We start from the raw sequence: 21,915 nt of genomic DNA, 5'->3' as shown, positions 1-21,915 counted from the left end.
AGTTGATGGAACCCCCGCAACCCAGCGCCTGGGATTGGCTGGCTATCGATCGAGCCCCCCAGCCCCCGGATCTAAGTCAGAGCGGCTCGCCGGAGGTCCTCACTGCCTATCTAGTGGGGGTGGAGGAGCGCATGCAGCGCCTTGCCCTGATCGTTGAGGCGATGAGGCAATGCTTGGCGGCTGGAGGACTGCTGAGCGAAGCCCAGCTGCTGGAGAAGGTGACCGAGCTTGATTTGCGCGATGGGGTTGCCGACGGGCGCAATGTGGCGCCTGTGCAGCAGGTATGCGGCAAGTGCGGTTGCCGCCAAACGGGCCAGCACCGCTTTTGCGTTCGCTGTGGCGGCGATGCGTTGCGGCCCGCCGAAGCGATTTCTGATCCCTAATCTTTGCCGATAACCTTTTCCTGCTTGGGGCTAGGGCCATCGACTTGCTTTTGTGGCTACAGGGTGCTCGGAGTTCACTCCGCCGGCCCCGAGGCGGGCAACCCCCAGCTGAGAAAACTTTTGCTGCGCCAACTTCATTCGATTTAGGGCAATGGCAGCCGGATCGACCGATCAACCTTTTGCTGGAGGTTGATCACCTGCAGGTGGATGGCACAACTTTGAGGGGCGAGATCCGCGTTAAGCGCTATCGCCTCAGCAAGCAGGGAGATCAGGCAATTCTCGGCGCCCACTGTCAGCTACTGAAGCGATTCCTGGAGTTCAATAGCCAGTCTCTGCAGGGCTGTCTGGATTTGGAGAGTGGCCAGCGGATCGATGATCTGCCCGCCTTTCTTGAGGCCAGCCATGCTGCTAGTCAGCAGGGACAGCTTGAGCGCCTCTATCAAAGCCACCAAGATGAATTGGCTGTTCTTTTATATGTGGGGCGTGCCGATGGGGTTTTGCAGCGGCGCGAAAAGGAATTAATTGCCCACTACCTGGCGGGCCGATTTACAGGTGGAGCCTTGCAAGTTGATGAGATCGCCCATGATCTGGCCTGGAAGCCTGTGCCAAATCGCGATGATTTCAGGCTGGCAATACAACGGCTTGCGTTGCTGGAAGCTTCGCTAAAAAGTCAGATCGTGCAGTTATGCAGGCAGCTCATTGAGGTGAAGGAAACCCTCGATGGCGATGAGGAGGGATCCATGGCTGAGGTGATCGCTTTGCTCCAGCCTTAACCAGATCCAGCCTTAAGCAGCTCCAGCAGTCCAGCTTCATCCAGCACCGCCACCCCCAAGCTCTCGGCCTTGCTTAGTTTGCTACCCGCTTCCTCGCCGGCCACTACGAAGCTGGTTTTCTTGCTCACCGAGCCGCTCACCTTGCCGCCGGCCGCCTCGATCAGGGCCTGGGCGGCGCTGCGGCTCATAGTTGGCAGGCTGCCTGTGAGCACAAAAGTCTGCCCGGTTAGGGACGTTTCGGAAATAGCTCCAGGCTCCTCGGGCCCGGCTGCCAGCGGGAAGCCCAGCTGCTCCAGCGCCCGCAGCAGCAGCTGGTTTGCAGGAGTGGCAAACCACTGCTGCAGCGATTGGGCTATTTCACCGCCAATGCCGAACACGGCGGTGATCGACTCGGGTGTGCTGGCCGTGGCGGTTGCCAGATCAGCAGCACTAGGGAAGGCCTTGGCCAGGGCTTTGGCGTTGACCTCGCCCACGTGGTGGATGCCCAGGCCGTAGAGCTGGCGGTGCCACGCTTGCTGTTTGGATGCCGCCAGGGCAGCCACCAGGTTGTCGGCGCTCTTGGTTCCCATCCGCTCCAGGCTGGCCAGCAGGGCCGCATCGAGGCCATAGAGGTCGGCGATTGAGCCCACCAGACCCCGATCCACCAGCTGCTCGATCAGCTTGGCTCCCAGGCCATCCACATCCAGGGCCCCCTTGCTCACCCAGTGGCGCAGGGCGCCGCGCAGGATCGCCGGGCAGCTGGAATTGACGCAGTGGGTGGCCGCTTCGCCTTGCTCCCGCACCAGCTCCGAGCCGCACTCGGGGCATACCTGGGGCAGCTCCAGCCTCACGGCTCCCGCTGGGCGCAGCTCGCTCAGAACCCGCACCACCTCGGGGATGATCTCGCCGGCCTTGCGCACCACGATCGTGTCGCCGGCGTGCAGATCCAGCTCGGCCAGGCGATCGGCGTTGTGCAGGGTGGCTCGGCTCACGGTGGTGCCGGCCAGGGGCACCGGCTCAAATTCGGCCACGGGAGTTACCACCCCGGTGCGCCCCACCTGGCAGGCCAGCCGCAGCAAGATGCTCGGCGCCTCCTCGGCGGCGTATTTCAGGGCGATCGCCCAGCGAGGCGCCTTTTGGGTGAAGCCGGCGGCGTCCTGGAGGCGCAGGTCGTTGAGCTTCACCACCACGCCGTCGGTGGCGTAAGGCAGGGCGCGGCGGCCCGTGTCCCAGGCGCTGAAGAAGGCTTGCACCGCCGCCAGATTCGGCAGCAGCTCGGCATTGGGGTTCACCTTGAAGCCTGCGGCCTGCAGCCATTGCAGGCTTTGCCACTGGCTGCTGGGACCCTGGGGCGTGTCTTTAGGCAGGTGCAGGGTGTAGGCGAAGAAATCCAGCCGCCGCGCCGCCACCACTTTTGGATCCAGCTGGCGCAGGGTGCCGGCGCAGGCGTTGCGGGGGTTGGCAAACAGGGTCTCGCCGCGGGCAGCCCGCTCGGCGTTGATGGCAGCAAAGGTTTCATCGGGGATTAGGGCTTCGCCGCGCACCTCCACCCAGGCAGGTGGGTTCTCGAGCTGCAGCCGTAGCGGCACCGAGGCGATGGTGCGCACGTTGCCGGTGATCTGTTCGCCCCGCTCGCCTTCGCCCCGGGTCGCGGCCTGCACCAACAGCCCCTGCTCGTAGCTGAGGGCCAGGGCGTTGCCGTCGATCTTCAGCTCCCCCACCATGGCGAGATCGCCCGTGCGGTCGAGCACCTTGAGCAGCCGGCTATACCAGGCGTCTAAATCGCTTGGGGTGAAGGCGTTGTCGAGGCTGAGCAGGCCGATGCGGTGCTCCACGCTGCTGAACCCCTCAGCCGGAGCGCCCCCCACCCGCTGGCTAGGGCTGTCTGGGGTGATCAGCTCCGGGTGGGCTGCTTCCAGCTCCAGCAGCTCTCTGTAGAGCCGGTCGTAGACCGAATCCTCCATTTCTGGAGCATCCAGCACGTAGTAGGCGTGGGCGGCTCTTTGCAGCAGCTGCCTCAGTTCGCCGGCGCGGGCCTGGTTGGGGGGAGCGGAGCTCACGGCTACTGAATCAGGCCGCTGCGAGCTTGGTGATCCGATCTACCCGCCACTGCTCTTCGATTTTGACGAAGGTGAAGTCGAGGGGCAGCTCGTCTTTGCCCTCGCTTTTGAGCTTCACCGTGAGGATCAGCTGGCCTTCATCAAGCCGGGGCCGGCCGGATTTCAGGTTGCGGTATTTGTTGAGCTGCAGTCCTGCCAGAAAGCGGATGAACTGCTGCCGGTTGACGTGGGAGCGGTAGTTCTTGGTGGTGAGCATGTAGGCGCCGTCCACCTGGCCGCTGGCCACCTGGGTGAAAAACTGCTTGATCAGTGGGTTGATGCCGCGGGCGCTGAGCACCAGCTTCACGGCGTTCACGGTCCAGAAGAGCAGCAGGGAGCCTGCGCCGGCCGCTAGGGCCTTGGTGCCGATCTCGCGGGCGATACCCCAATCCATCTCGATTCCAGCTGCGCTTGAGAGGTGCAGAGTCTGACCGACGGCCTTGCATCTTGAGACCTGGCGCCTGGGCTCGGCACAATGCGCCCAGCCCCTGCGTTCCTTGGCGGCATGCCCCTTGAGCCTCTGCTGCCGCTGTTTCACCGGCTCGACCGGGAATGGTTTGAAGGCAGCCTGGCGCCGGCTGGTCAGCGGTTAGTGGATCTGCGCTGGAGCGACGGCCGCATGCGCCGCACCGCCGGGCTCTACCGGCGCGGACGCCATCCCGATGGGCGCCCCCTGTGCGAAATCGTGCTGTCGCGGCCCCTGCTCGATCCCCTGCCGCAGGAAGCCACCCTCAGCACTCTCTGCCACGAAATGATCCACGCCTGGGTTGATCGGGTGGTGGGTGTCGAGGAGGCCCATGGCCCCCACTTCCGAGCCCGTATGGCCGCCATCAACGCCGCCCAGGCTGGCTTCAAGGTGAGCATCCGCCACCGCTACCCCTTGCCCTCCAGCACCAGGGCGCCCCGCTGGCTGGCCTCTTGCCCCAATTGCGGTGTCAGCGCCCCCTACCGCCGCCGGGTGCAGGGTTTGGCCTGCCGCTTCTGTTGCGACCGGCTCCACGGCGGCCGCTGGCACGCCAGTTGTCTGTTGAGATTTGAGCAGGCGGCCTAAGGTCCCGGCAGCACGGCACTGCCATGGGCGTTTTCCTCTGGACCCTGGAATTCGGAGGTCTCACCATTGCCTTGGTGGGGATGGGCAGGGAGCGCTGGCTGGCGGGTCGTCGTCGCTAGCTGGATCCTTAGCCTGGGGCCATGCCTGAATCTTGGAAAGACCTAGAGCGCCTGGTGAGTGCGGGCCGCCAGCTGGTAGATGGGGTGTCCGGTGCCCGTCCCGGCTCCCGCAGCGGCAACCGGGGCGAAGGCCGCCGGCCCGCCGGCCCCGCCGGAATGCCCCGGCTCGATGGCCTGGGTCGTTGGGTGGAAAACAAGCTCGATTGGATCCTGGAAGACGAGGACGACTGGCGCGAGCCCTGGCAGGAGGCTCGCCCTGAGCCCAGCTCCCAGGCCCGGCCGCGCCGCCGCCTTGATGCCATTTCTCGCCGCAGCGCCGAGCCGCCCCAGGGCCAGCCCAGCCAAGAAAGGGAGCCGCAACAAAGGGAGCCGGAAGAATGGCCCGAAGATGATTCTTTCGCCCTGCCCCGTTGGCAGCGGCAGCCGTCTACTGCGCCCCAATCCCAACCCCCATCTCAATCCCAGCTCATGGGCCGGGCCATGCCCCGCTCCACCAGGCGCCGAGCTGGTGGCTGAGGGCCCGCTCCGCCAAGCTGGTTAGGTTGGACTCAAATGCACTTAAAAGATGGGCAGCCTTGTGGTGGTTGGCTTTCCGAAGGCGGAAGAAGCCGAGCAGGTGCGGCGCGAGCTGGTGGACATTCAGCGTGAGCAGCTGATTGCCCTAGAGGATGCGGTGGTTGTGGAGCTCGACAGCGAGGGCCAGGTGCACCTGCGTCAGGCGATCAATCTCACCGCTGCTGGCGCCCTAGGCGGTGGCTTTTGGGGCACCTTGGTGGGCCTGCTGTTTCTCAATCCCCTGCTGGGTGCTGCCGTGGGAGCGGGCGTGGGCGCAGCCTCGGGCTCCCTTTCCGATATCGGCATCAACGATGGCTTCATGCGCGAGCTGGGCGAGACCCTGCCCCGCGGTAGCGCGGCCCTGTGCCTGCTGGTGCGGGAAGCCACGCCAGATCGGGTGATTGAGCGCCTGCGCGCCCATGCTCCCCACGCCAAGCTGCTACGCAGCAACCTCAGCCATACCGACGAGGATCAGTTGCGGGAGCTGCTGGAGCGGGCGCGCCTGCAAGCAGAAGCCCTGCGTTTGGGTTGATCCTGCGGGCTGACCTGAAAGTTGCAGCCCCGCTGGCGCAGCTCCTGATTCACCTGAGTCACCAGGTTTGCAGGTAGGTCGCTGGCTATTTCCTCGGCGGAGGTGTTGATCGAGGGGGACCCCTGCTCCAGGGCGCTGAGCAGGTCTGCCCACTGCTCGATCAGGTTGCGCTCGGCCATGGGCCGCAGACCTTGCTCCTGCAGCAGGGTTGCGCAGCCTTCCCCGTTCCAAACGGCGTTGGGGCAGGTGGCATGGGGATGGTGTTGATAGGCCAGGCCCTGTTGCAGGGCCGTACTGGTGGGGGCACCGTTCTGATGGCGCAGGCCGGCATCGCTGAGTAGCCGGCCGCAATGCACGGCGGATATGCCGTAGATGCGGCCGAGGTCGGTGAGGCTCAACCAGAGGCTTGTAGTCATGGCCAGGCTCCCCGGCGCAAGTGGCCCCATGCTGGACACAGCACTAGGCGCGTCAATCCGTCAACCTCGAATTGCTGTAAGCCGTTACTGAGTTTGTAAATCGTGACAAAGCTTGGCTGGGCCCAGCCAGTGCTCAAGGGCTGGCGAGAACACCTCCCGAATCACGGTGAGCTCCTTTCCCCCGCGGAAGAAGCGGTAGTGGCGACTCCAGAAGGGGCCTGCCAGGCCAAAGCGCTGCTCCAGCCAGGGAGCAGCAACTAGGGCCAGGCCATCCACCTCGCGGAACAGTTCAGCCCGTTTGGCCGTCAGGCTGCGCCAGATCGGCAGCTCCCGCTGCTGCAGGTAGGCGTCGGCCTGGCTTTGATTCCACCAGCTCTCTGCCCAGGCCAGGGTTTTGTCGCCGCAGCGCAGCCACACCTGGCGACGCAGCAGGGGACCATCGAGCTCCACGATTTCCGGGGGCGGAGGCGCGCCGGCACCGGGGCCGGCTGGCTCTGGCGCCATGGCGATCAGCTCGATCTCCACCGGCTTGCCGGTGAGCGACTCCAGGTGCCGGGTGGGGCTGCCGTCACCCAGTAGCAGCAGGCGCCAGGGGCCGCTCAGTAGACCATCGCCAGCGGCGGTGCTGCCATCGCTGAGGTTGAGCTGCCAAATCGGCTCCGGCGAGGTTTGCAGGTGATTCGCTGTTATGAGAATGACTCATGACCTGTGTTGATTAGGCTAGGTACTCATGTCTTGGTAGTGGGATTGGGCTCGACCGAGCGACCGGTTGCATTGCCGGATGTAGTCGTTACCAACCTGCACCGCCGTTACACAGGGGTGTCGGCGACGGTGCGTGCACTGGTGCCCCTGCAGCGCCAGGATTTATCTATTGGCTTGCTTGATTGGGGCGGGCTGGGTTTGCCTGCTCAAGTGCGGTGGGGACAGCTGTTGAGACAGGGATGGTCGCGACCATCTCGGGGCCGCTGCCGGGTTTGGCATGCCCGGCGAGATATTGAAATAGCTTGCGGAATTGTACTAAAAAAACTATTAAAACAGCCTTGGAAAATCCTTTTTACTTCCGCAGCCCCAAAGCCGCCTGGCAGGTTCCTAGCTACGTTGCTGCGGAATTGTGATGCCGTTATTGCCACTTCTGAACGTTCGGCAGCTTACCTTGATTATCCGGCTGAAGTCATTTATCATGGAGTAGATGTTGACCACTACTCCCCTCTCGATGGTGACTGCCTGGCGACCCTTCGTCAGCCTGTTGATTTGTCAGGGGTTGTGGTCCCTTCTAAATTGCAGGGTTTGTATTGGGTTGGCGCTTTTGGTCGGCTCAGGCCAAGTAAGGGTACGGATCTATTGGTAGAAGCTTTAATTAAGGTGCTTCCAGAGTTTCCTGATTTTGGGGCTGTATTTACGGGTTTATGTCAAGCCAAGGATATGGCCTTCTTTGAGATTATGCAGAAAAAAATTAGTGCGGCCGGTCTAAGCGAGCGCATTGTTTTTTTGGGTGACCTCAATCGCGAACAAGTATTGGCCTGCTATCGCCGCATTCTTCTGTGTGTGGCGGCATCTCGCACTGAGGGTTTTGGTCTTACCCCCTTAGAGGCTATGGCCTGTGGTCGTGCAGTATTGGTTTCCGGTGCAGGAATCTGGCCACAGGTTGTGGATGACGAGGTGGGCTCATCCTTCGAGACTGGATCAACTGATTCACTGATAATAGTATTGAGAAGACTACTTGCTGACCCTGATTTGTTGTGGCGCATGGGAAAGCACGGACGCCAGCGCATGGTTGAGCAGTATTCGCTAGAGCGTGAGGCCCACAAGATTAATGCTCTTTATGGACGCTTGATGTCATAGGGGCATGGCAGACTTGAGGTGCCTTGGTCTTTGCGAGCGCTGAGAACTCCCTGCAGAAATGCTCGATGTTTCCAGAATTTCCGCTTGCTTAAGATTGTTACGGGCGATAAAAACTGCTTCAAGGCTGAAAAAAGCGCTTTGCGATAAGCGTGGTTGATATGGTGCTTGGTAGTCGTATAAACAAGTGATCGTCCCATGTGCCAAGCCTTTAGGGCTGTCGTTGCGGCTGAGCGGCCGCTTGAATGACCGCTTAGGTGCACAACTCGTGCTTCGGGGATAATCCAAGCTTGGCCCGTTTGCTTGCGAAATCTTATGCTAATGTCGTCGTCTTCGTGATACAAAAAAATATTATTATCAAATCCGCCAATGCGATCAAAAGCTTCTTTTCTAGCAAAGAGTGCAGCGCCGGAGAGTATGGGAACCTCGCTTGCTTCTAGAGGCGTGCCACGGGGCATAATTTGCTCCGCTTTTAGAAGGCAGCTGCGCCGTTTAAATGAATCTTTGCCGTGGCCATTAAGGATGCGAGGGTTAAAGCAGGAGGCTTTTGGGTGGGTGTCTGCCGCCGATTCCAGCAGTGCGATTGTTGAGGGCTCCAGTATGCTGTCTGGATTAATAAAGAAGACAAATTCGCTATTGCAGAGACTTGCTCCCTGATTGCAGGCGCTGCCGAAGCCTGAGTTGCCTGTATTGCTAATTAATTGAGCATTATATGTCTTTGCCAAGTCTTGGATAATTTCTACATCTCCAGATCCATTGTCTACTAAGATAATGGTTGTATTTGTCGGTATTGTGCGAAGCAGTGATTCAATTACTGCCGAACTGTTGAAGCAAACGCTGATAACGCTTGTTCGATTCAAGGCAGATTGAGTTGGGCTCAAAAGCCGCTGCTGATGCTGATGCGGCGCTGCTCGCCGCCCTTCTCAATGACCGCCGTATCACCACTGGCTGAGCGCAATCGCCAGCCGCTGCTGCCGATGCTCTCGCCCACGGCGGCGCTGGTAGAGCTACTGCCCAATTGAAAGATTGCTGAGCCGCTTTGCCCGGGCACCTGCACCACGCCCACGAGCTGGGGAGCGTTGCCACCACCGCCACTATTGCCACCCCCACTATTACCAGCACCACTCGAGGCGCTGCCTCCAGGGGTGCTGGCAGAGCCGGTGGCAGCGGGAGCCGGACTGGTGAGGCGGCTGTTGATGGGCACTTTGAGTACGTCGGCTGCTGGGGCGCTGCTGGCTGGCAGGGTTGCTAGCTCTTCCATCCAGGGTTCGCCTGGAGGCGGTGGGGGCAGCTCTCCGTCTCCCCCTGCCCCAACGGCGCTGGCTGCCTGGGCGGGCTCGTTTGCTTGGGCTGGGGTTGTGCCGGGCCCCATGGTGCGCAGCCGCTCGATCAGCAGCATATTGCGCTCCTGGCGGATGGCCTGCTGGCTCTGGTTCCAGAGGCCGAACACGGCCAGGGCCATTCCTGCCACCACCATCACCGTCACACTGGCTCCTGCCAGTAGCAGGCTGGGCTGGCGGTGATTTGCGGAGGCCTGCTTTGGTTTGGAAGTTGGTTGTTTGGCTGGGGCTGGCTGCAGATCATGCAGCTCTACGGGGATGCTGCCGGCATTTGAAAATGCTGCGGGTGTGACGCAAACCTCCACCTCAATTGGCTTTTCTGGCTCGAACACCCGATTGAGCACCTGCTCTGCCTTGAGCTCCCAGTAGGCCCGGGAGGTAGGTATGCCTCGTACCGGACTCACCTGCTGTGCCTTATCTAGTGGGCTCAAGATTAACGGCCCTTTTCTGACTTGACGAGTATTGGCGTTTGCGTAGCTCAAGCCAAAGCAGCAGGGCCGTGACGTCGGCAGGACTAACCCCGGGGATGCGCGCGGCCTGGCCCAGGCTGAGGGGTTGGATTGAGTTGAGTTTTTCGCGGGCTTCCTTTGAAAGGGTGGTAATGGTGGCGTAATCCACGTCTGCTGGTAAGGCTCGGTGCTCCTGCTTTTTCACCTGGTCGATCTGCTGCTGCTGGCGGGCCAGGTAGCCGCTGTATTTGATGTCGATCTCAGCGCCCTCACGCACGTCGCTTGGCAACTCCACCGGCGCCAGGCCTAGGCGCACCAGATCGCTGCTGTGGAAGCCGGAGCGGCGCAGCAGGTCGGCCAAGGTTATTGATCCCTTGATGGGGGCTTGGGTCTGGGCCTCCACGGCGGCGGCAGCCGGGTCGCTGCCCTTGAGGCGCACCGATTCCAGGCGCTGTTTTTCGGCGCTGATGGCTTGTTGTTTGGCGTTGTAGATGGCCCAGCGCCGCTCGTCGATCAGGCCCAGCTCCCGCCCTAGGGGGGTGAGGCGTCGGTCGGCGTTGTCGCCTCGCAGCACCAGCCGGTATTCACTGCGGCTGGTAAGTACGCGGTAGGGCTCGCGCAGATCCTTGCTGATCAGGTCATCGATCATGGTGCCGATGTAGCTGCCCTCTCTGGGGAAGTGCACAGGCTCTTGGTCCCGCACCAGGCGGGCGGCGTTGAGGCCAGCCACCAGGCCCTGGGCCGCGGCTTCCTCGTAGCCGGTGGTGCCGTTGAGCTGGCCGGCGCAAAACAGCCCGGCTACCCGCTTGGTTTCCAGCGACGGCTTGAGCTGGGTAGCGGGCAGGTAGTCGTAGTCCACGGCGTAGGCGGGCCGCAGCATCACGCATTGCTCCAGGCCCGGCAGGGTGCGCAGCAGTTCGAGCTGCAGCCGCTCCGGCAGGCCGGTGGAGAAGCCCTGCACGTAGATCTCAGGCGTGTCGCGGCCCTCGGGTTCGAGAAAGATCTGGTGGCTTTCCTTCTCGGCGAAGCGCACGATTTTGTCTTCTATTGAGGGGCAGTAGCGGGGCCCCTTGCTGTCGATGAAGCCGCCGTAGATCGGCGTCAGGTGCAGGTTGTCGCGGATCAGCTGGTGGGTGGCGGCCGTGGTGCGGGTCATGTGGCAGCTCATCTGCTCGCCGCTCACCCAGGAGGCAGGATCAAAGGAGAAGAAGCGATCTACGGCATCGCTTGGCTGCTCTTCGAGTTGGTCGAGGGCGATGCTGCGCCGGTCTACCCGGGCTGGGGTGCCGGTTTTGAGCCGGCCCATCTGGAAGCCCAGCGCCTCGAGGGCTTCGCTGAGGCCAACGGCCGCCTGCTCTCCTGCCCGGCCGGCGCTCATCGACTGGTTGCCCACCCAGATCTGCCCGCCCAGGAAGGTGCCGGTGGTGAGGATTACGGCGGCGGCGCCGTAGCTGCTGCCGAAGTAGGTGCTGATGCCGCTGATGCGGGCGTCCTCGCCGGGGGTGCCCACCACCACCAGCCCGGTCACCATCGCTTCGCGCAGGGCCAGGTTTGGTGTGTGCTGCAGCAGCTGCAGCATCTGGCGGGCGTACTGGCGCTTGTCGGTTTGGGCGCGCAGGGCCCACACAGCGGGGCCGCGGCTGGAATTGAGCACCCGCTTCTGCAGGGCTGTGGCATCGGCCAGCCGGCCGATCACCCCTCCGAGGGCATCCACCTCATGCACCAGCTGGCTCTTGGCCGGACCGCCCACCGCCGGGTTGCAGGGCTGCCAGGCGATGCGATCGAGGTTGAGTGAAAACAGGGCCGTGTTTAGCCCTAGCCGAGCGGCGGTGATGGCGGCCTCACAGCCGGCGTGGCCGCCGCCCACCACGATCAAGTCGAAGTGCTCGGTGGGGGGCTCGACGCACGTCTGGGTGGCTGGGGTGCTGAACGGCATTTGTTTATTTAAGAGGCAAGCCTGCCTTTTCAGTACCAGTGGTTGCGGATCTCGCCGGCGAGATAGCCCCAGAGATTGGGCTGGAGTGGATGGCGCAGGATCGTGCGCCGGGGATGGCGCCAGGGGTGCAGCACTTCCTCGGGCTTGGGCCGGCCGTGGAATTTGAGGATGGTGCAGGCTTCCAGCTGGCTTTGGGCAGCGGCGGCATCGCGGCTGGCGAGCTTGCGCAGGGCCCTGTAGGAGCGCACCAGCTCCGCAGGCCAGTAGGCAAGAGCTGCCGGCGCCAGCTCCTGGAAGACACGGAAGATGAAGTTCTGGTCTCCAGCAAAATGTGCTCCGGCGTAGCGACCCTCCTGCCAGCACTGCCACACCGCCTGGATGTGGGCGTCGGGACGGCACCAGAGCACCGAGGAATTGAGGATCGGGTAGTTCCAGTCGCGCACGCCCATCAAGCTGGCGCTTGCGTTGCGGCCGAGCTCCACCAGGGGGGCGAGGTCGGCCCTGATCACCAGTGTGGAGTCGAGAAACAGGAAAGGATCGCTACCCGTGAGGGCCTGATCAAACAGGCGCAGCTTGCTGAAGTAGCCCCGCAGGCTGCCTTCATGTAGGTCTTGTTGCTCTAGTTGCTGATGGCTTGCGAGCGGCGGGCCAAACCGACCCGGTTCGGGCCTGTCGGTGTAGACGATGAAGCGATGGGGTTCGCCCAGCTGCCGGGCCACCATTGCCGCCAGCCGGCTCACCCAGAGATCGGGGTAGCGATCGCCGGTTTGCACCGTCACTACTTTTAGGAGGCCTTGCGTAGGTGGCACCGCTTATGCAGCCAGATTCCTGAAACGGGTGAACTGAGGCTCAAATAACAATTTGACCGTGCCCACCGGCCCGTTGCGGTGCTTGGTGACGATCACTTCGGTGATGCCCCGGTCTGCGGTTTCCGGGTTGTAGTACTCTTCGCGGTAGATCATCAGCACCAAGTCAGCGTCCTGCTCGATTGAGCCCGATTCGCGCAGGTCACTGAGCATCGGCCGCTTGTTGGTGCGCGATTCGACGCCGCGGCTCAGCTGGGATAGGGCGATCACCGGCACGTTGAGCTCTCGGGCCATGCCCTTGAGGCCCCGGGTGATGCGGCTTAGCTCCTGCACCCGGTTGTCGGGGGTGGAGCCCTCCATCAGCTGCAGGTAGTCGATCACGATCAGGCCCAGCTCCTTGCCGGTTTCGGCCATGAGCCGGCGGCAGAGGGAGCGCATCTCCAGCACGCCTGAATTGGGTTTGTCGTCGAGGAAAAGGGGCAGCTGGCCCAGGCTATTGATGCCCTGGCCCAGCAGAGGCCACTCCTCCTGCTGCAGCCGGCCGGTGCGCAGCCGGCCGCTTTCGATGCCCACCTCCATCGACAGCAGGCGGTAGGTGAGCTGCTCCTTGCTCATCTCCAGGGAGAACACACACACCGGCAGCTGGTGCAGCTGGGCGACGTTTTTGGCGATGTTGAGCACGATGGAGGTTTTGCCCATCGCCGGCCGGCCGGCCACGATGATCAGGTCGCTGCGCTGCAGGCCCTGGGTGATGGCATCGAGGTCGTAGAAGTTGCAGGGGATGCCGGCCACGGCGGTGCCCAGCGAGCGGCTCTCGATCTCGTTGAAGGTGCTGGTGAGGATCTCGGCGGTGGGGGTGAGGCCTGTGCTGGGCTTCTCCTGGCTGATCGCGAAGATCTTTTGCTCGGCCTCATCGAGCACCTGCTCCATCGGCTTGCTCTGATCAAAGCCCAGGGCAATCACCTCATTGCCGGAGCGGATTAACTGGCGCCGCAGAAACTTGTCCATCACCAGGCGAGCCACCTGGTCGATCGAGGCCGTTGAGGTGATGCGCTCCACCAGCTCCACCAGCCGGCCCTGACCGCCCACCTTCTCCAGGGCACCGGTGTCCGCCAACCAGGCGCACATCGCCGTGAGGTCGGTGGGTTTGCCCTGGCTGTGCAACATCACAGCGGTGCGGTAGATCTCGCGGTGGGCGCCGAGATAAAAGGCCTCTGCCTGCAGCACGTCGGCGATGCGGCCGATGGCGTCTGGGTCGAGCAGGATGCCGCCTAACACGGCCTCTTCTGCCTCCAGGTTCTGGGGCGGCACCGAATCGGGCAGGGCCTCAAAACGGGCTTCCGAGCGCCCGTCTGAACGGGATTCGCGGCTGCTGGATTGGTTGAGGGGAACGCTCACCATGATCTTGGGGGCGCTTAGCCAGGAGGGCAATCTTGAGCGCGGCGGCGCAATTTGGCCACCCCACGGGCCCTACCGGTGGGGGTTCAACACACAAGCTGCCCTATCCCTGGGGTTTCAACCGGGGGCTGGGCTTCAGAAGCTGGCGACTTCCAGGTTGAGCTCGGCGGTGACTTCGGGGTGGAGCTTCACCTGCACCTTGTAGGAGCCGGTGCGGTGGATTTCGGGCACCGTGATGTTGCGGCGATCCACTTCTTTCTTGGTGGCAGCTTCGATCGCTTCGGCCACGTCACCGTTGGTGACGGTGCCAAACAGCACGTCGTCGCCGCCGGTTTGCTTCTTGACCGTGAAGCGGCCGATCGTGTCGAGGGCGGTGCGGAAGGCGATCGCCTCAGCCTTGAGGGCGGCCTGGCGCTCCGCCTCCTTAGCGCGGCGCGCTTCCACCTGGCGCAGCACAGCTGCAGTCACGGGCTGGGCCTTGCCGGTGGGAACCAGGAAGTTGCGGGCGTAGCCGGGGGCTACCTCCACCAGATCACCGTTCTTGCCCAGGCTGAGAACGTCTGCGTTGAGGACGACTTGAACGCGCTTAGCCATGGCAAATAAGTAGGAGATTGATCAAGACCTGATCCAACACCCTAAATCAGGGGGTGATCAGGCCTCAGGTCCGCTGAGGCTCAGCAGCTGCGGGCAGGCGTACGTGCTTGGCCAGCCCCAGGAAGCGCATCAGGCGGATGTGCTGCCAGGTGAGATCGATTTGGGGGCCAAAGCCGTGGCGCGCTGAGTGGGGGAAGGCGTGGTGGTTGTTGTGCCAGCCCTCGCCGAAGGTGAGCGCCGCGACCCACCAGTTGTTCTTGGAGCCATCACCGCTGTCGTGGGCAACGCTGCCCCAAAGGTGGGTGGCCGAATTCACCAGCCAGGTGCAGTGGTACACAACGACAAGGCGCAGGGGGATGCCCCAGAGCACCAGGGCCCAGCCACCAGCGCCCGTGGCGGTGCCGATCCAAAACAGCAGGGCGGCTAGGGGCGCCTGCAGCAACAGGAAATTGGTGTTCAACCAGCGGTAATAGGGATCTTTGGCGATATCGCCGGTGAGCCGGGGCACGGCAGCCATGGCGGGGATGGCCTGGAGCATCCAGGCCATGTGGCTCCACCAGAAGCCCTTGAGGCTGGTGTGGTGATCCACTTCCGTATCGGAAAACTTGTGGTGGTGGCGGTGCAGGCCCACCCAATCGATGGGGCCGTGCTGGCAGCTGAGGGCGCCGCAGGTGGCGAAGAAACGCTCCAGCCACTGGGGCACCCGGAAGGCGCGGTGGCTGAGCATGCGGTGGTAGCCAATCGTCACGCCCAGGCAGGCTGTGACCCAATAGAGCACCAGGAAGCTGGCCACGGCGGGCACGCTCCAGAACTGGGGCAGCAGGGCAACCAGCGCCAGCACATGGATGACGGCCATGAAGCCGATGGTGACCCAGGGGGTGGTTTTCGACCCCTTGGCGCTAGCGGCCTTGCCATGGCGCGGCCGGTGCAGGGCCTCGGCGCGGCGCTCGCCGCTGACGCCTTGGTTGATGAAGGCGGGCTTGCGGGTGGCAAGGCGCTGGGTGGCTGGTGCGCTGGGACTAACTGGTGCGGCCATAACGGACCGACTCCGTACTGATCGGTAGAATGGTAGCAATACGGATCCATATCGCGTGGGGTACCGGGAAGATCTCCTATCGGGCCGGGTCGCTTTTGCCCATCTGATCAAGGTGTGGCATGAGCGCAACGGCTGGTCGCACCGGGTGTTGCCGGCCCTGGCTGAGGCCCTCGATCTGGGCCGGGTCCACAACTCCCAGCTCTCGATGCTGCGCAACGGCAAGCTGGCCTCCCCCGGCCCGGAGGTGTTCCTGGCCCTTGGTCGTATCAATCAGCTGCTGGCCCGCGAGGTGCGTGGCGGCAGCCTGGGCGACGGCCTGCGCCAGCGCCTGGCCGACAGCCCCGAGCTGGTAGCGGCCCTGGAAACCTCTGCCCTGCCCGTGCAGGACGAGGGCGCTCCGGTGCTGGGACCCGGCGAACTGCTCGAGGTGTTTGTGGGTCTGCGCCAGCCGCCGGTGGCCTTTGATCTGCGTATCGATGCGGCCGAGGCGGTGCCCTTGAGTGCGGCCCTGGCCCAGTTGTTCACGGCGGGGCGGCCCTGGCGTTTGTGCCGCGAGCCGGTGCTGGCTGCCTATCCGGTCGAGAAGCGGCAGCGGCGGGAGCGGTTTGCCGAGGTGATGGCGGGTCAGCGCGATTTTTCGGCAGCTGAGCTCGACAGCGAACTCCCTGATCTGCGCCGCACCCTGGCTCGGCTGGGGGCGACGGGCGAGGCGGAGCTGGAGCCGGATCAGTTTCTTGAGCTGCTGCGCCAGCAGGCCAAAGCCATGGGCTTAACGGCCACCGGCGCCATGGCAAAACTGGATTTAGCAGCTGCAATTAGGCAGCAGCTCCAGGCTCCTCCAGCCAGCCCTCAGGAGGGGTTGTAGCTCGCTTCCCTCACTCGCTTGGCCCAGCCAAGCTTGCGCAGCAGCTTGATGTGCTGCCAGGTGATGTCGAACTCAAACCAGCGCAGGCCGTGGCGCGCTGAGTGGGGGAAGGCGTGGTGGTTGTTGTGCCAGCCCTCGCCGAAGCTCAAGATTGCCACCCACCAGCAATTGCGCGAAAGGTCGGGGGAATTGAAGTTGCGGTAGCCGCAGAAGTGGGTGGCGGAATTCACCAGCCAGGTGACGTGATAGACGATCACCAGGCGCAGGGGGATCGCCCAGAGCACCAGGCCTAAGCCGCCGCCATGGGCGCCGGCCAGCTCGCCATACCAATAGAGAGCGGCGCCGAGCGGCAGCTGCAGCAGCAGAAACCAGCGATCCAGCCAGCGGTAGAAGGGGTCGCGCTGCAGGTCGCCGGTGAGCCGGCCCACGTGTTGCAGGGCCGGGATTTCGTGCAGCATCCAGTCGCTGTGGGCCCACCACAGGCCCCGGGCCGCGTCGTGGTGGTCGTTGGGTTGGTCGGAATACTTGTGGTGGTGGCGGTGCAGTCCCACCCATTCGATCGGGCCGCTCTGGCAGGCCAGGGCTCCCATCAGCACTAGGAGATGCTCCAGCCACAGCGGGGCACTGAAGCTGCGGTGGGTCAGCATCCGGTGCAGCCCCAGGGTCACCCCCAGCACGGTGGTCCAATAGAGCACCGCCAGCACCACCACTGCCTGCCAGCTCCAGAAGCGCGGCAGCAGGGCAAACACCGCCCCCACGTGCATCGCCAACATGAAGCTGGTGGTGCCCCCCTTGAACTTGCGCTGGCGGCCCGGCAGGGGTTGGCGCCTTTCGGATACGGCAGCGCGGATGCGCTGATCCTCAAGCGCGCTGGGTGTGGCCGCAGCCAAAACTTGGGCCGAATCGGTGCTGACTACCAAGGAACTCTCCGGGTGGTGCTCGCCCGATTCACGCCTGGGCAGCGGCGCAAATCTAGCTAGGCGTCGCCCGGCAACATGGGACTCCCTGAGGGCTAGGCAGATGGCGGATGCAGCGGAGGCCTTGGCCCGTCGGGCCGCCGAGCGGGTGGCCGCTGCAGTGGCCTCAACCGCCGCTGCCGCCGCCCACCACACCAGCCAGGTGCAGCCGCGGCTGGCCAGGGTGCTCGAGGCTTTCGCCGCCGAGCGACTCGGCAGCCAGCACTTCGCTTCGGTGAGCGGCTACGGCCATGGCGATCAGGGCCGGGAGCTGCTGGATCGGGTGTTTGCCCGGGTGCTGCAGGCCGAGGCGGCGGCCGTGCGCCTGCAATTTGTCAGTGGTACCCACGCCATAGCAGCGGCGTTATTTGGTGTGCTGCGCCCCGGCGACCGCCTGCTCGCCCTCACTGGTCGCCCCTACGACACCCTCGAAGAGGTGATTGGCATCCGCGGCAGCGGCCAGGGCTCCCTGGCGGAATTCGGCATCGCCTACGCCGAGCTGGCGCTCACCGCCGCCGGCAGTGTCGATTTCGACGGCCTGGAGGACGCCCTGGCTATGCCTACCCGCATGGTGCTGATCCAGCGCAGTTGCGGCTACAGCTGGCGGCCGTCCCTGTCGGTGGCCCAGATTGGCCTGCTCTGCGAGCGGGTGAAAGCGCTCCAGCCCGGCTGCGTGGTGTTTGTCGACAACTGCTACGGCGAGCTGGTGGAGGCCCAGGAGCCCACGGCGGTGGGGGCCGATCTGATTGCCGGCTCCTTGATCAAAAATCTCGGCGGCACCATCGCCCCCACCGGCGGCTACGTGGCCGGCCGGGCTGAGTTGGTGGAGCAGGCCTGCTGCCGGCTAACGGCGCCGGGCATCGGCGGCGAGGGGGGCACCAGCTTCGACCTCAACCGCCTGTTGGCCCAGGGACTTTTCCTGGCTCCCCAGATGGTGGCTGAGGCCCTGATCTGCAGCGAGCTGGTGGCGGCGGTCTTCTCGGATCTGGGCTACGCGGTGCAGCCCCTGCCCGGTGCCCCCCGCAGCGACGTAATCCAGGCGGTGCGGCTCGGCGATCCCGAGCGGCTCAAAACCGTTTGCCGCGCCTTCCAGGCCGCATCACCGGTGGGCGCTTACCTCGATCCGGTGCCGGCGCCGATGCCCGGCTACGCCAGTGCCCTGGTGATGGCGGGCGGCACCTTCATCGACGGCAGCACCAGCGAGTTTTCCGCCGATGCGCCGCTGCGGGAGCCCTACGTGCTGTTTGCCCAGGGCGGCACCCACCGCGCCCATGCCCAGATCGCCCTGGAGCGGGCTCTGGTGGCACTGGCGCAAGCAGGTCACCAGGTCTGATTACGCAGATCTCGCCGCTGCTTATCACTCCAGGGCCGACAGAATGGCGCCACCTTGCTGCTGCGTGATGGCGCTCCCCATCCCAGGTGATTGCCGCTACGCCGATAGCCACGAATACGTACGCCCTGAGGGCGAGAGGCTGCGGCTGGGCCTGAGTGCCTTCGCCGTCGACCAGCTCGGCGACATCGTGTTTGTGGAGCTGCCCGCAGTGGGCGCCAGCCTTGTTCAGGGCGCCAGTTTTGGCAGCGTTGAATCGGTGAAGGCGGTGGAAGATCTGCTGGCGCCGGTGAGCGGTGTGGTGCTGGCCCGCAATGAGGCGGTGCTCGCCAGCCCGGAGGAGCTGCAGAACGATCCCTACGGCGAGGGTTGGCTGCTGGTGCTCCAGCCAGCTGATCCGGCCCAGCTCGCTGGACTGCTGGATGCGGCCACCTACTCCGCCAAGGTGCAGGGCGCCTGATGGGCACTGCGGACTCACCAGTCCTTTCCTTTATTGGGCGCCATATCGGTCCGAGCGCCGCTGAGCAGCAGCGGATGTTGGCGGAACTCGGAGCGTCCAGCCTCGAGGCCCTGGCCGCCCAGGTGGTGCCCGCCGATTTGCTGCTAGATCCGGCGGCCTCGGCTGCGGGTTTGCCCGAGCCCTGCAGTGAGTCCCAGGCCCTGGCTGAACTTGCCGAGATCGCTGCGGCCAACCAGCTGCAACGCAGCTTGATCGGCCAGGGCTACTACGGCACCGCCACGCCGGCGCTGATCCAGCGCCAGGTGTTTGAAAACCCCGCCTGGTACACCGCCTACACCCCCTATCAGGCCGAAATTTCCCAGGGCCGGCTTGAGGCCCTGCTGAATTTTCAGACCCTGATCAGCGAGCTCACCGGCCTGCCGATCGCCAATGCCTCCTTATTAGATGAGGCCACCGCCGCCGCTGAGGCCATGGCCATGGCTAGCGCTGTCTGCAAGCGCCCCGGGGCCGGCCGCTTTCTGGTGGATCGGGCCGTGTTCCCCCAGACCCTGGCGGTGCTGCAAACCCGGGCCGAGCCCCTGGGTATCCAGCTCGAGCTGGTGGCAGCCGAGTCGCTGGCTGGGGCCACCCTGCCAGCGGATGCTTTTGGTTTGCTGATCCAGCTGCCTGGCCGCCAGGGCCGGCTCTGGGATCCCAGCGAGCTGCTGTCTAGCGCCCGCCAGGCCGGGGTGATCACGGCTGTGGCGATCGATCCCCTGGCCCAGGTGCTGCTGGAGCCGGTGGGCCACCTCGGCGCTGATATCGCCGTCGGTAGCGCCCAGCGCCTGGGGGTGCCGCTGGGTTTTGGTGGTCCCCATGCCGCTTTTTTTGCCACGGGCGAGCAGTTCAAGCGCCAGATCCCCGGCCGCCTGGTGGGGCGCTCGCTGGATGCGGCAGGCCAGCCCGCCCTGCGCCTGGCCCTGCAGACCCGCGAACAACACATCCGCCGCGACAAGGCCACCAGCAACATCTGCACCGCTCAGGTGCTGCTGGCAGTGATGGCTGGCTTTTATGCGGTGCACCATGGCCCCGATGGCCTGGAGGCGATCGCCCGGCGCTTGCTCAGCCTGCGCGCGGCCCTTGTGGCTGGCTTGGAGGCCCTCGCTCTGCCGGTGTTGCCGGGCCAGGGTTTTGACACGGTGTGGTTGCCCCTGCCGCCGGATCAGGCCAAGGTGCTGGTGGCGGCTGCCCTGGCGGCTGGCTTCAACCTGCACCAGGCAGAAGATGGCGTTGGCATCAGCCTTGATGAGCTGAGCAGCGCCGAGGAGCTGGAGCGGCTGCTGCGGGCGCTGGCTGGGTGCGCTGAGCCCTGGCGGGAGCTGGGCAAAAGCCCGCCTGCTGGCCCGGCCATGCCCCTGCGCCAGCAGCCTTGGTTGCGGCAGAGCGTCTTCCATCGCTACCGCAGTGAAACCGAGCTTTTGCGCTACATCCAGCGCCTTTCAGCTAAGGATTTATCGCTGGTGCACGGGATGATCCCGCTGGGTAGCTGCACCATGAAGCTCAATGCCGCCGCCGAGCTGGCGCCGGTGAGCTGGCCGGCCTTCAGCCAGCTGCACCCCTTCGCCCCGGCTGAGCAGGCCGCCGGATACCAGCTTCTGGCGGCGGATCTGGAGCGCTGGCTGGCGCTGATCACCGGTTTTGCCGGTGTGTCGCTGCAGCCCAATGCCGGCTCCCAGGGGGAATATGCCGGCTTGCTGGCGATCCGGGCCTGGCACCGCAGCCAAGGGGACGCCCATCGCACCGTTTGCTTGATTCCCACTAGTGCCCACGGCACAAACCCAGCCAGCGCCGTGATGGCCGGCCTGCAGGTGGTGGCGGTGGCCTGCGATGAGGCTGGCAACATTGATCTCACCGACCTGGAGGCCAAGGCCGCTGCCCACGCCGAGCAGCTGGCGGCGCTGATGGTCACCTATCCCTCCACCCACGGCGTGTTTGAGCCGGCTATTCGCCGTATCTGCGAGCTGGTGCACGCCCGCGGCGGCCAGGTGTACCTCGATGGCGCCAACCTCAACGCCCAGGTGGGCCTGTGCAAGCCGGGTCTCTATGGCGCCGATGTCTGCCACCTCAACCTGCACAAGACCTTCTGCATTCCCCACGGCGGCGGCGGCCCCGGCGTGGGCCCGATTGCGGTGGCATCCCACCTACTGCCCTTCTTGCCGGGTGCCGTAGGGGTTGGGTGCGGAGGGGTGGGGCCCGTGGCTGCGGCACCCCTGGGCAGTGCTTCGATTCTGGCAATCAGCTGGATGTATATCCGCATGATGGGCGGTGCGGGCCTGCGCCAGGCCAGCCAGGTGGCCCTGCTGGCCGCCAACCTGCTGGCCGAGCGCCTGGAGCCCCATTTTCCCGTGCTCTACCGGGGCGCTGGCGGGCGCGTGGCCCATGAGTGCATCCTCGATCTGCGGCCGCTCAAGCGCAGCTGCGGCCTGGAGGTCGATGACCTGGCCAAGCGCCTGATGGACTACGGCTTCCATGCCCCCACGGTGAGCTGGCCAGTGGCGGGCACGGTGATGGTGGAACCCACGGAAAGCGAGTCGCTCGCTGAGCTCGACCGCTTCTGCGCGGCCATGGTGGCGATCCGCCAGGAGGCCACGGCGCTGGAGGCCGGCAGCGCCGATCCCCTCAACAACCCCCTCAAGCGAGCTCCCCACACCCTGGCTGCGGTAACTGCTGATCACTGGGATCGGCCCTATACCCGCCAGCAGGCTGCATTTCCGGCTGGTGAGGATCAGCGCCTAGCGAAGTTTTGGCCGGCGGTGGCCCGGATCGACAACGCCTACGGCGATCGCAACCTGGTGTGCACCTGCCCGAGCATGGAGGAGCTGGCAGGGCCGGAGCTGGCAGAGCAGGAACTGGCCCAAGTGGTGCCAGCTGCCACTGTTCATTAGTGCCGTCATGGCGCACACTGTGCGGGCTTGACGCCTGTTAGCAGGCACAATCAGCGCTTAAGCCATTCATTCTCG

Annotated in this window: 22 protein-coding genes; 10 read left to right on the top strand and 12 right to left on the bottom strand. The window is 64.4% G+C overall.

Annotated features, from left to right (window positions below; genetic code table 11):
• Positions 1–5: 5 nt before the first annotated feature.
• On the top strand, positions 6–383 hold the full coding sequence (locus KBY85_RS06600; protein WP_254960731.1) for a hypothetical protein: 378 nt from the start codon (positions 6–8) through the stop codon (positions 381–383).
• Between the two features lie 179 nt (positions 384–562).
• Positions 563–1,156 (top strand): TerB family tellurite resistance protein, encoded by a 594-nt coding sequence (locus KBY85_RS06595; RefSeq protein WP_254960729.1) that lies wholly within the window; start codon positions 563–565, stop codon positions 1,154–1,156.
• On the opposite strand, the gene ligA is transcribed toward KBY85_RS06595, so the two are convergent.
• Together ligA and KBY85_RS06585 are read right to left on the bottom strand one after the other, a co-directional pair.
• Positions 1,153–3,195 carry an NAD-dependent DNA ligase LigA gene (gene ligA, locus KBY85_RS06590; protein WP_254960728.1) on the bottom strand — a complete coding sequence of 681 codons (2,043 nt, stop codon included), beginning with the start codon at positions 3,193–3,195 and terminating at the stop codon, positions 1,153–1,155. The genes KBY85_RS06595 and ligA overlap by 4 nt on opposite strands.
• Positions 3,196–3,205: 10 nt before the next feature.
• Positions 3,206–3,628 carry a hypothetical protein gene (locus tag KBY85_RS06585; protein WP_254942972.1) on the bottom strand — a complete coding sequence of 141 codons (423 nt, stop codon included), beginning with the start codon at positions 3,626–3,628 and terminating at the stop codon, positions 3,206–3,208.
• Positions 3,629–3,739: 111 nt separating this feature from the next.
• Here KBY85_RS06585 and KBY85_RS06580 point away from each other — a divergent pair, with 111 nt between their 5' ends.
• The 3 genes from KBY85_RS06580 (at position 3,740) to KBY85_RS06570 (ending at position 5,491) form a co-directional block, all read left to right on the top strand.
• Positions 3,740–4,285 carry a SprT family zinc-dependent metalloprotease gene (locus tag KBY85_RS06580; protein WP_254960726.1) on the top strand — a complete coding sequence of 182 codons (546 nt, stop codon included), beginning with the start codon at positions 3,740–3,742 and terminating at the stop codon, positions 4,283–4,285.
• 140 nt (positions 4,286–4,425) lie between these two features.
• Positions 4,426–4,920 (top strand): hypothetical protein, encoded by a 495-nt coding sequence (locus KBY85_RS06575; protein ID WP_254960724.1) that lies wholly within the window; start codon positions 4,426–4,428, stop codon positions 4,918–4,920.
• A 49-nt stretch (positions 4,921–4,969) separates the two neighbouring features.
• Entirely contained in the window at positions 4,970–5,491 is a 522-nt protein-coding gene (locus KBY85_RS06570) for a DUF1269 domain-containing protein (RefSeq protein ID WP_254960723.1), read from the top strand.
• On the opposite strand, the gene KBY85_RS06565 is transcribed toward KBY85_RS06570, so the two are convergent.
• Together KBY85_RS06565 and KBY85_RS06560 are read right to left on the bottom strand one after the other, a co-directional pair.
• A complete protein-coding gene (locus KBY85_RS06565; RefSeq protein ID WP_254960722.1) occupies positions 5,431–5,907 on the bottom strand; it encodes a hypothetical protein in 477 nt (158 codons plus the stop codon). The two genes, KBY85_RS06570 and KBY85_RS06565, sit on opposite strands and share 61 nt — an antisense overlap.
• An 84-nt stretch (positions 5,908–5,991) precedes the next feature.
• Positions 5,992–6,582, bottom strand: coding sequence for a chorismate lyase (locus KBY85_RS06560; RefSeq protein WP_396121820.1), 591 nt, complete (start codon positions 6,580–6,582; stop codon positions 5,992–5,994).
• A gap of 99 nt (positions 6,583–6,681) precedes the next feature.
• Here KBY85_RS06560 and KBY85_RS06555 point away from each other — a divergent pair, with 99 nt between their 5' ends.
• Positions 6,682–7,749, top strand: a complete 1,068-nt coding sequence (locus tag KBY85_RS06555) for a glycosyltransferase family 4 protein (protein WP_254960721.1) — start codon at positions 6,682–6,684, stop codon at positions 7,747–7,749.
• Here the strand turns inward: KBY85_RS06555 and KBY85_RS06550 are convergent.
• From KBY85_RS06550 to KBY85_RS06520, 7 genes are all read right to left on the bottom strand, one after another.
• Entirely contained in the window at positions 7,728–8,606 is an 879-nt protein-coding gene (locus KBY85_RS06550) for a glycosyltransferase family 2 protein (protein WP_254960719.1), read from the bottom strand. The two genes, KBY85_RS06555 and KBY85_RS06550, sit on opposite strands and share 22 nt — an antisense overlap.
• A gap of 17 nt (positions 8,607–8,623) precedes the next feature.
• The gene (locus KBY85_RS06545; protein WP_254960717.1) at positions 8,624–9,490 is read right to left on the bottom strand and encodes a hypothetical protein; all 867 of its coding nucleotides are present in this window, start codon (positions 9,488–9,490) and stop codon (positions 8,624–8,626) included.
• A 10-nt stretch (positions 9,491–9,500) separates the two neighbouring features.
• Complete coding sequence (gene mnmG / locus KBY85_RS06540) at positions 9,501–11,471, bottom strand: tRNA uridine-5-carboxymethylaminomethyl(34) synthesis enzyme MnmG (protein ID WP_254960716.1); 1,971 nt, start codon at positions 11,469–11,471, stop codon at positions 9,501–9,503.
• 29 nt (positions 11,472–11,500) lie between these two features.
• Entirely contained in the window at positions 11,501–12,250 is a 750-nt protein-coding gene (locus tag KBY85_RS06535) for a hypothetical protein (protein ID WP_254960714.1), read from the bottom strand.
• 33 nt (positions 12,251–12,283) lie between these two features.
• Positions 12,284–13,678, bottom strand: coding sequence for a replicative DNA helicase (gene dnaB / locus KBY85_RS06530; protein ID WP_254960712.1), 1,395 nt, complete (start codon positions 13,676–13,678; stop codon positions 12,284–12,286).
• A 132-nt stretch (positions 13,679–13,810) separates the two neighbouring features.
• Positions 13,811–14,269 (bottom strand): 50S ribosomal protein L9, encoded by a 459-nt coding sequence (rplI, locus tag KBY85_RS06525; RefSeq protein ID WP_254960710.1) that lies wholly within the window; start codon positions 14,267–14,269, stop codon positions 13,811–13,813.
• A gap of 64 nt (positions 14,270–14,333) precedes the next feature.
• On the bottom strand, positions 14,334–15,305 hold the full coding sequence (locus KBY85_RS06520) for a fatty acid desaturase (protein ID WP_254960708.1): 972 nt from the start codon (positions 15,303–15,305) through the stop codon (positions 14,334–14,336).
• A 55-nt stretch (positions 15,306–15,360) separates the two neighbouring features.
• On the opposite strand from KBY85_RS06520, the gene KBY85_RS06515 reads away from it, so the two are divergent.
• Positions 15,361–16,170, top strand: coding sequence for a hypothetical protein (locus tag KBY85_RS06515; RefSeq protein WP_254960706.1), 810 nt, complete (start codon positions 15,361–15,363; stop codon positions 16,168–16,170).
• Here KBY85_RS06515 and KBY85_RS06510 read toward each other — a convergent pair.
• Positions 16,155–17,060 carry a fatty acid desaturase gene (locus KBY85_RS06510; protein WP_254960741.1) on the bottom strand — a complete coding sequence of 302 codons (906 nt, stop codon included), beginning with the start codon at positions 17,058–17,060 and terminating at the stop codon, positions 16,155–16,157. The two genes, KBY85_RS06515 and KBY85_RS06510, sit on opposite strands and share 16 nt — an antisense overlap.
• A gap of 130 nt (positions 17,061–17,190) precedes the next feature.
• Between KBY85_RS06510 and KBY85_RS06505 the strand changes: the two genes are divergently transcribed.
• The 3 genes from KBY85_RS06505 to gcvP all read left to right on the top strand — a co-directional run bounded on the left by KBY85_RS06505 (position 17,191) and on the right by gcvP (position 21,840).
• Positions 17,191–18,459: an aminotransferase class I/II-fold pyridoxal phosphate-dependent enzyme gene (locus tag KBY85_RS06505; RefSeq protein WP_254960704.1), complete on the top strand. Its 1,269-nt coding sequence runs from the start codon at positions 17,191–17,193 to the stop codon at positions 18,457–18,459.
• 67 nt (positions 18,460–18,526) lie between these two features.
• Positions 18,527–18,916, top strand: coding sequence for a glycine cleavage system protein GcvH (gcvH, locus tag KBY85_RS06500; protein WP_254960702.1), 390 nt, complete (start codon positions 18,527–18,529; stop codon positions 18,914–18,916).
• The gene (gcvP, locus tag KBY85_RS06495) at positions 18,916–21,840 is read left to right on the top strand and encodes an aminomethyl-transferring glycine dehydrogenase (RefSeq protein ID WP_254960701.1); all 2,925 of its coding nucleotides are present in this window, start codon (positions 18,916–18,918) and stop codon (positions 21,838–21,840) included. The genes gcvH and gcvP overlap by 1 nt, the downstream gene beginning before the upstream one ends.
• Positions 21,841–21,915: the final 75 nt, after the last annotated feature.

Origin of the sequence: Cyanobium sp. BA5m-10 (genome assembly GCF_024346255.1) — a bacterium.
Taxonomy (GTDB): domain Bacteria; phylum Cyanobacteriota; class Cyanobacteriia; order PCC-6307; family Cyanobiaceae; genus Cyanobium_A; species Cyanobium_A usitatum.
This window is presented reverse-complemented; position numbering and strand designations above follow the sequence as displayed.

What these genes read in the sequence shown, in the direction of transcription:
- KBY85_RS06600 (WP_254960731.1), top strand. Translation starts at nt 6, where the DNA reads ATGGAACCCCCGCAACCCAGCGCCTGGGATTGGCTGGCTATCGATCGA.
- KBY85_RS06585 (WP_254942972.1), bottom strand. Translation starts at nt 3,628, where the DNA reads ATGGATTGGGGTATCGCCCGCGAGATCGGCACCAAGGCCCTAGCGGCC.
- KBY85_RS06580 (WP_254960726.1), top strand. Translation starts at nt 3,740, where the DNA reads ATGCCCCTTGAGCCTCTGCTGCCGCTGTTTCACCGGCTCGACCGGGAA.
- KBY85_RS06575 (WP_254960724.1), top strand. Translation starts at nt 4,426, where the DNA reads ATGCCTGAATCTTGGAAAGACCTAGAGCGCCTGGTGAGTGCGGGCCGC.
- KBY85_RS06570 (WP_254960723.1), top strand. Translation starts at nt 4,970, where the DNA reads ATGGGCAGCCTTGTGGTGGTTGGCTTTCCGAAGGCGGAAGAAGCCGAG.
- KBY85_RS06565 (WP_254960722.1), bottom strand. Translation starts at nt 5,907, where the DNA reads ATGACTACAAGCCTCTGGTTGAGCCTCACCGACCTCGGCCGCATCTAC.
- mnmG (WP_254960716.1), bottom strand. Translation starts at nt 11,471, where the DNA reads ATGCCGTTCAGCACCCCAGCCACCCAGACGTGCGTCGAGCCCCCCACC.
- dnaB (WP_254960712.1), bottom strand. Translation starts at nt 13,678, where the DNA reads ATGGTGAGCGTTCCCCTCAACCAATCCAGCAGCCGCGAATCCCGTTCA.
- rplI (WP_254960710.1), bottom strand. Translation starts at nt 14,269, where the DNA reads ATGGCTAAGCGCGTTCAAGTCGTCCTCAACGCAGACGTTCTCAGCCTG.
- KBY85_RS06520 (WP_254960708.1), bottom strand. Translation starts at nt 15,305, where the DNA reads ATGGCCGCACCAGTTAGTCCCAGCGCACCAGCCACCCAGCGCCTTGCC.
- KBY85_RS06505 (WP_254960704.1), top strand. Translation starts at nt 17,191, where the DNA reads ATGGCGGATGCAGCGGAGGCCTTGGCCCGTCGGGCCGCCGAGCGGGTG.
- gcvH (WP_254960702.1), top strand. Translation starts at nt 18,527, where the DNA reads ATGGCGCTCCCCATCCCAGGTGATTGCCGCTACGCCGATAGCCACGAA.
- gcvP (WP_254960701.1), top strand. Translation starts at nt 18,916, where the DNA reads ATGGGCACTGCGGACTCACCAGTCCTTTCCTTTATTGGGCGCCATATC.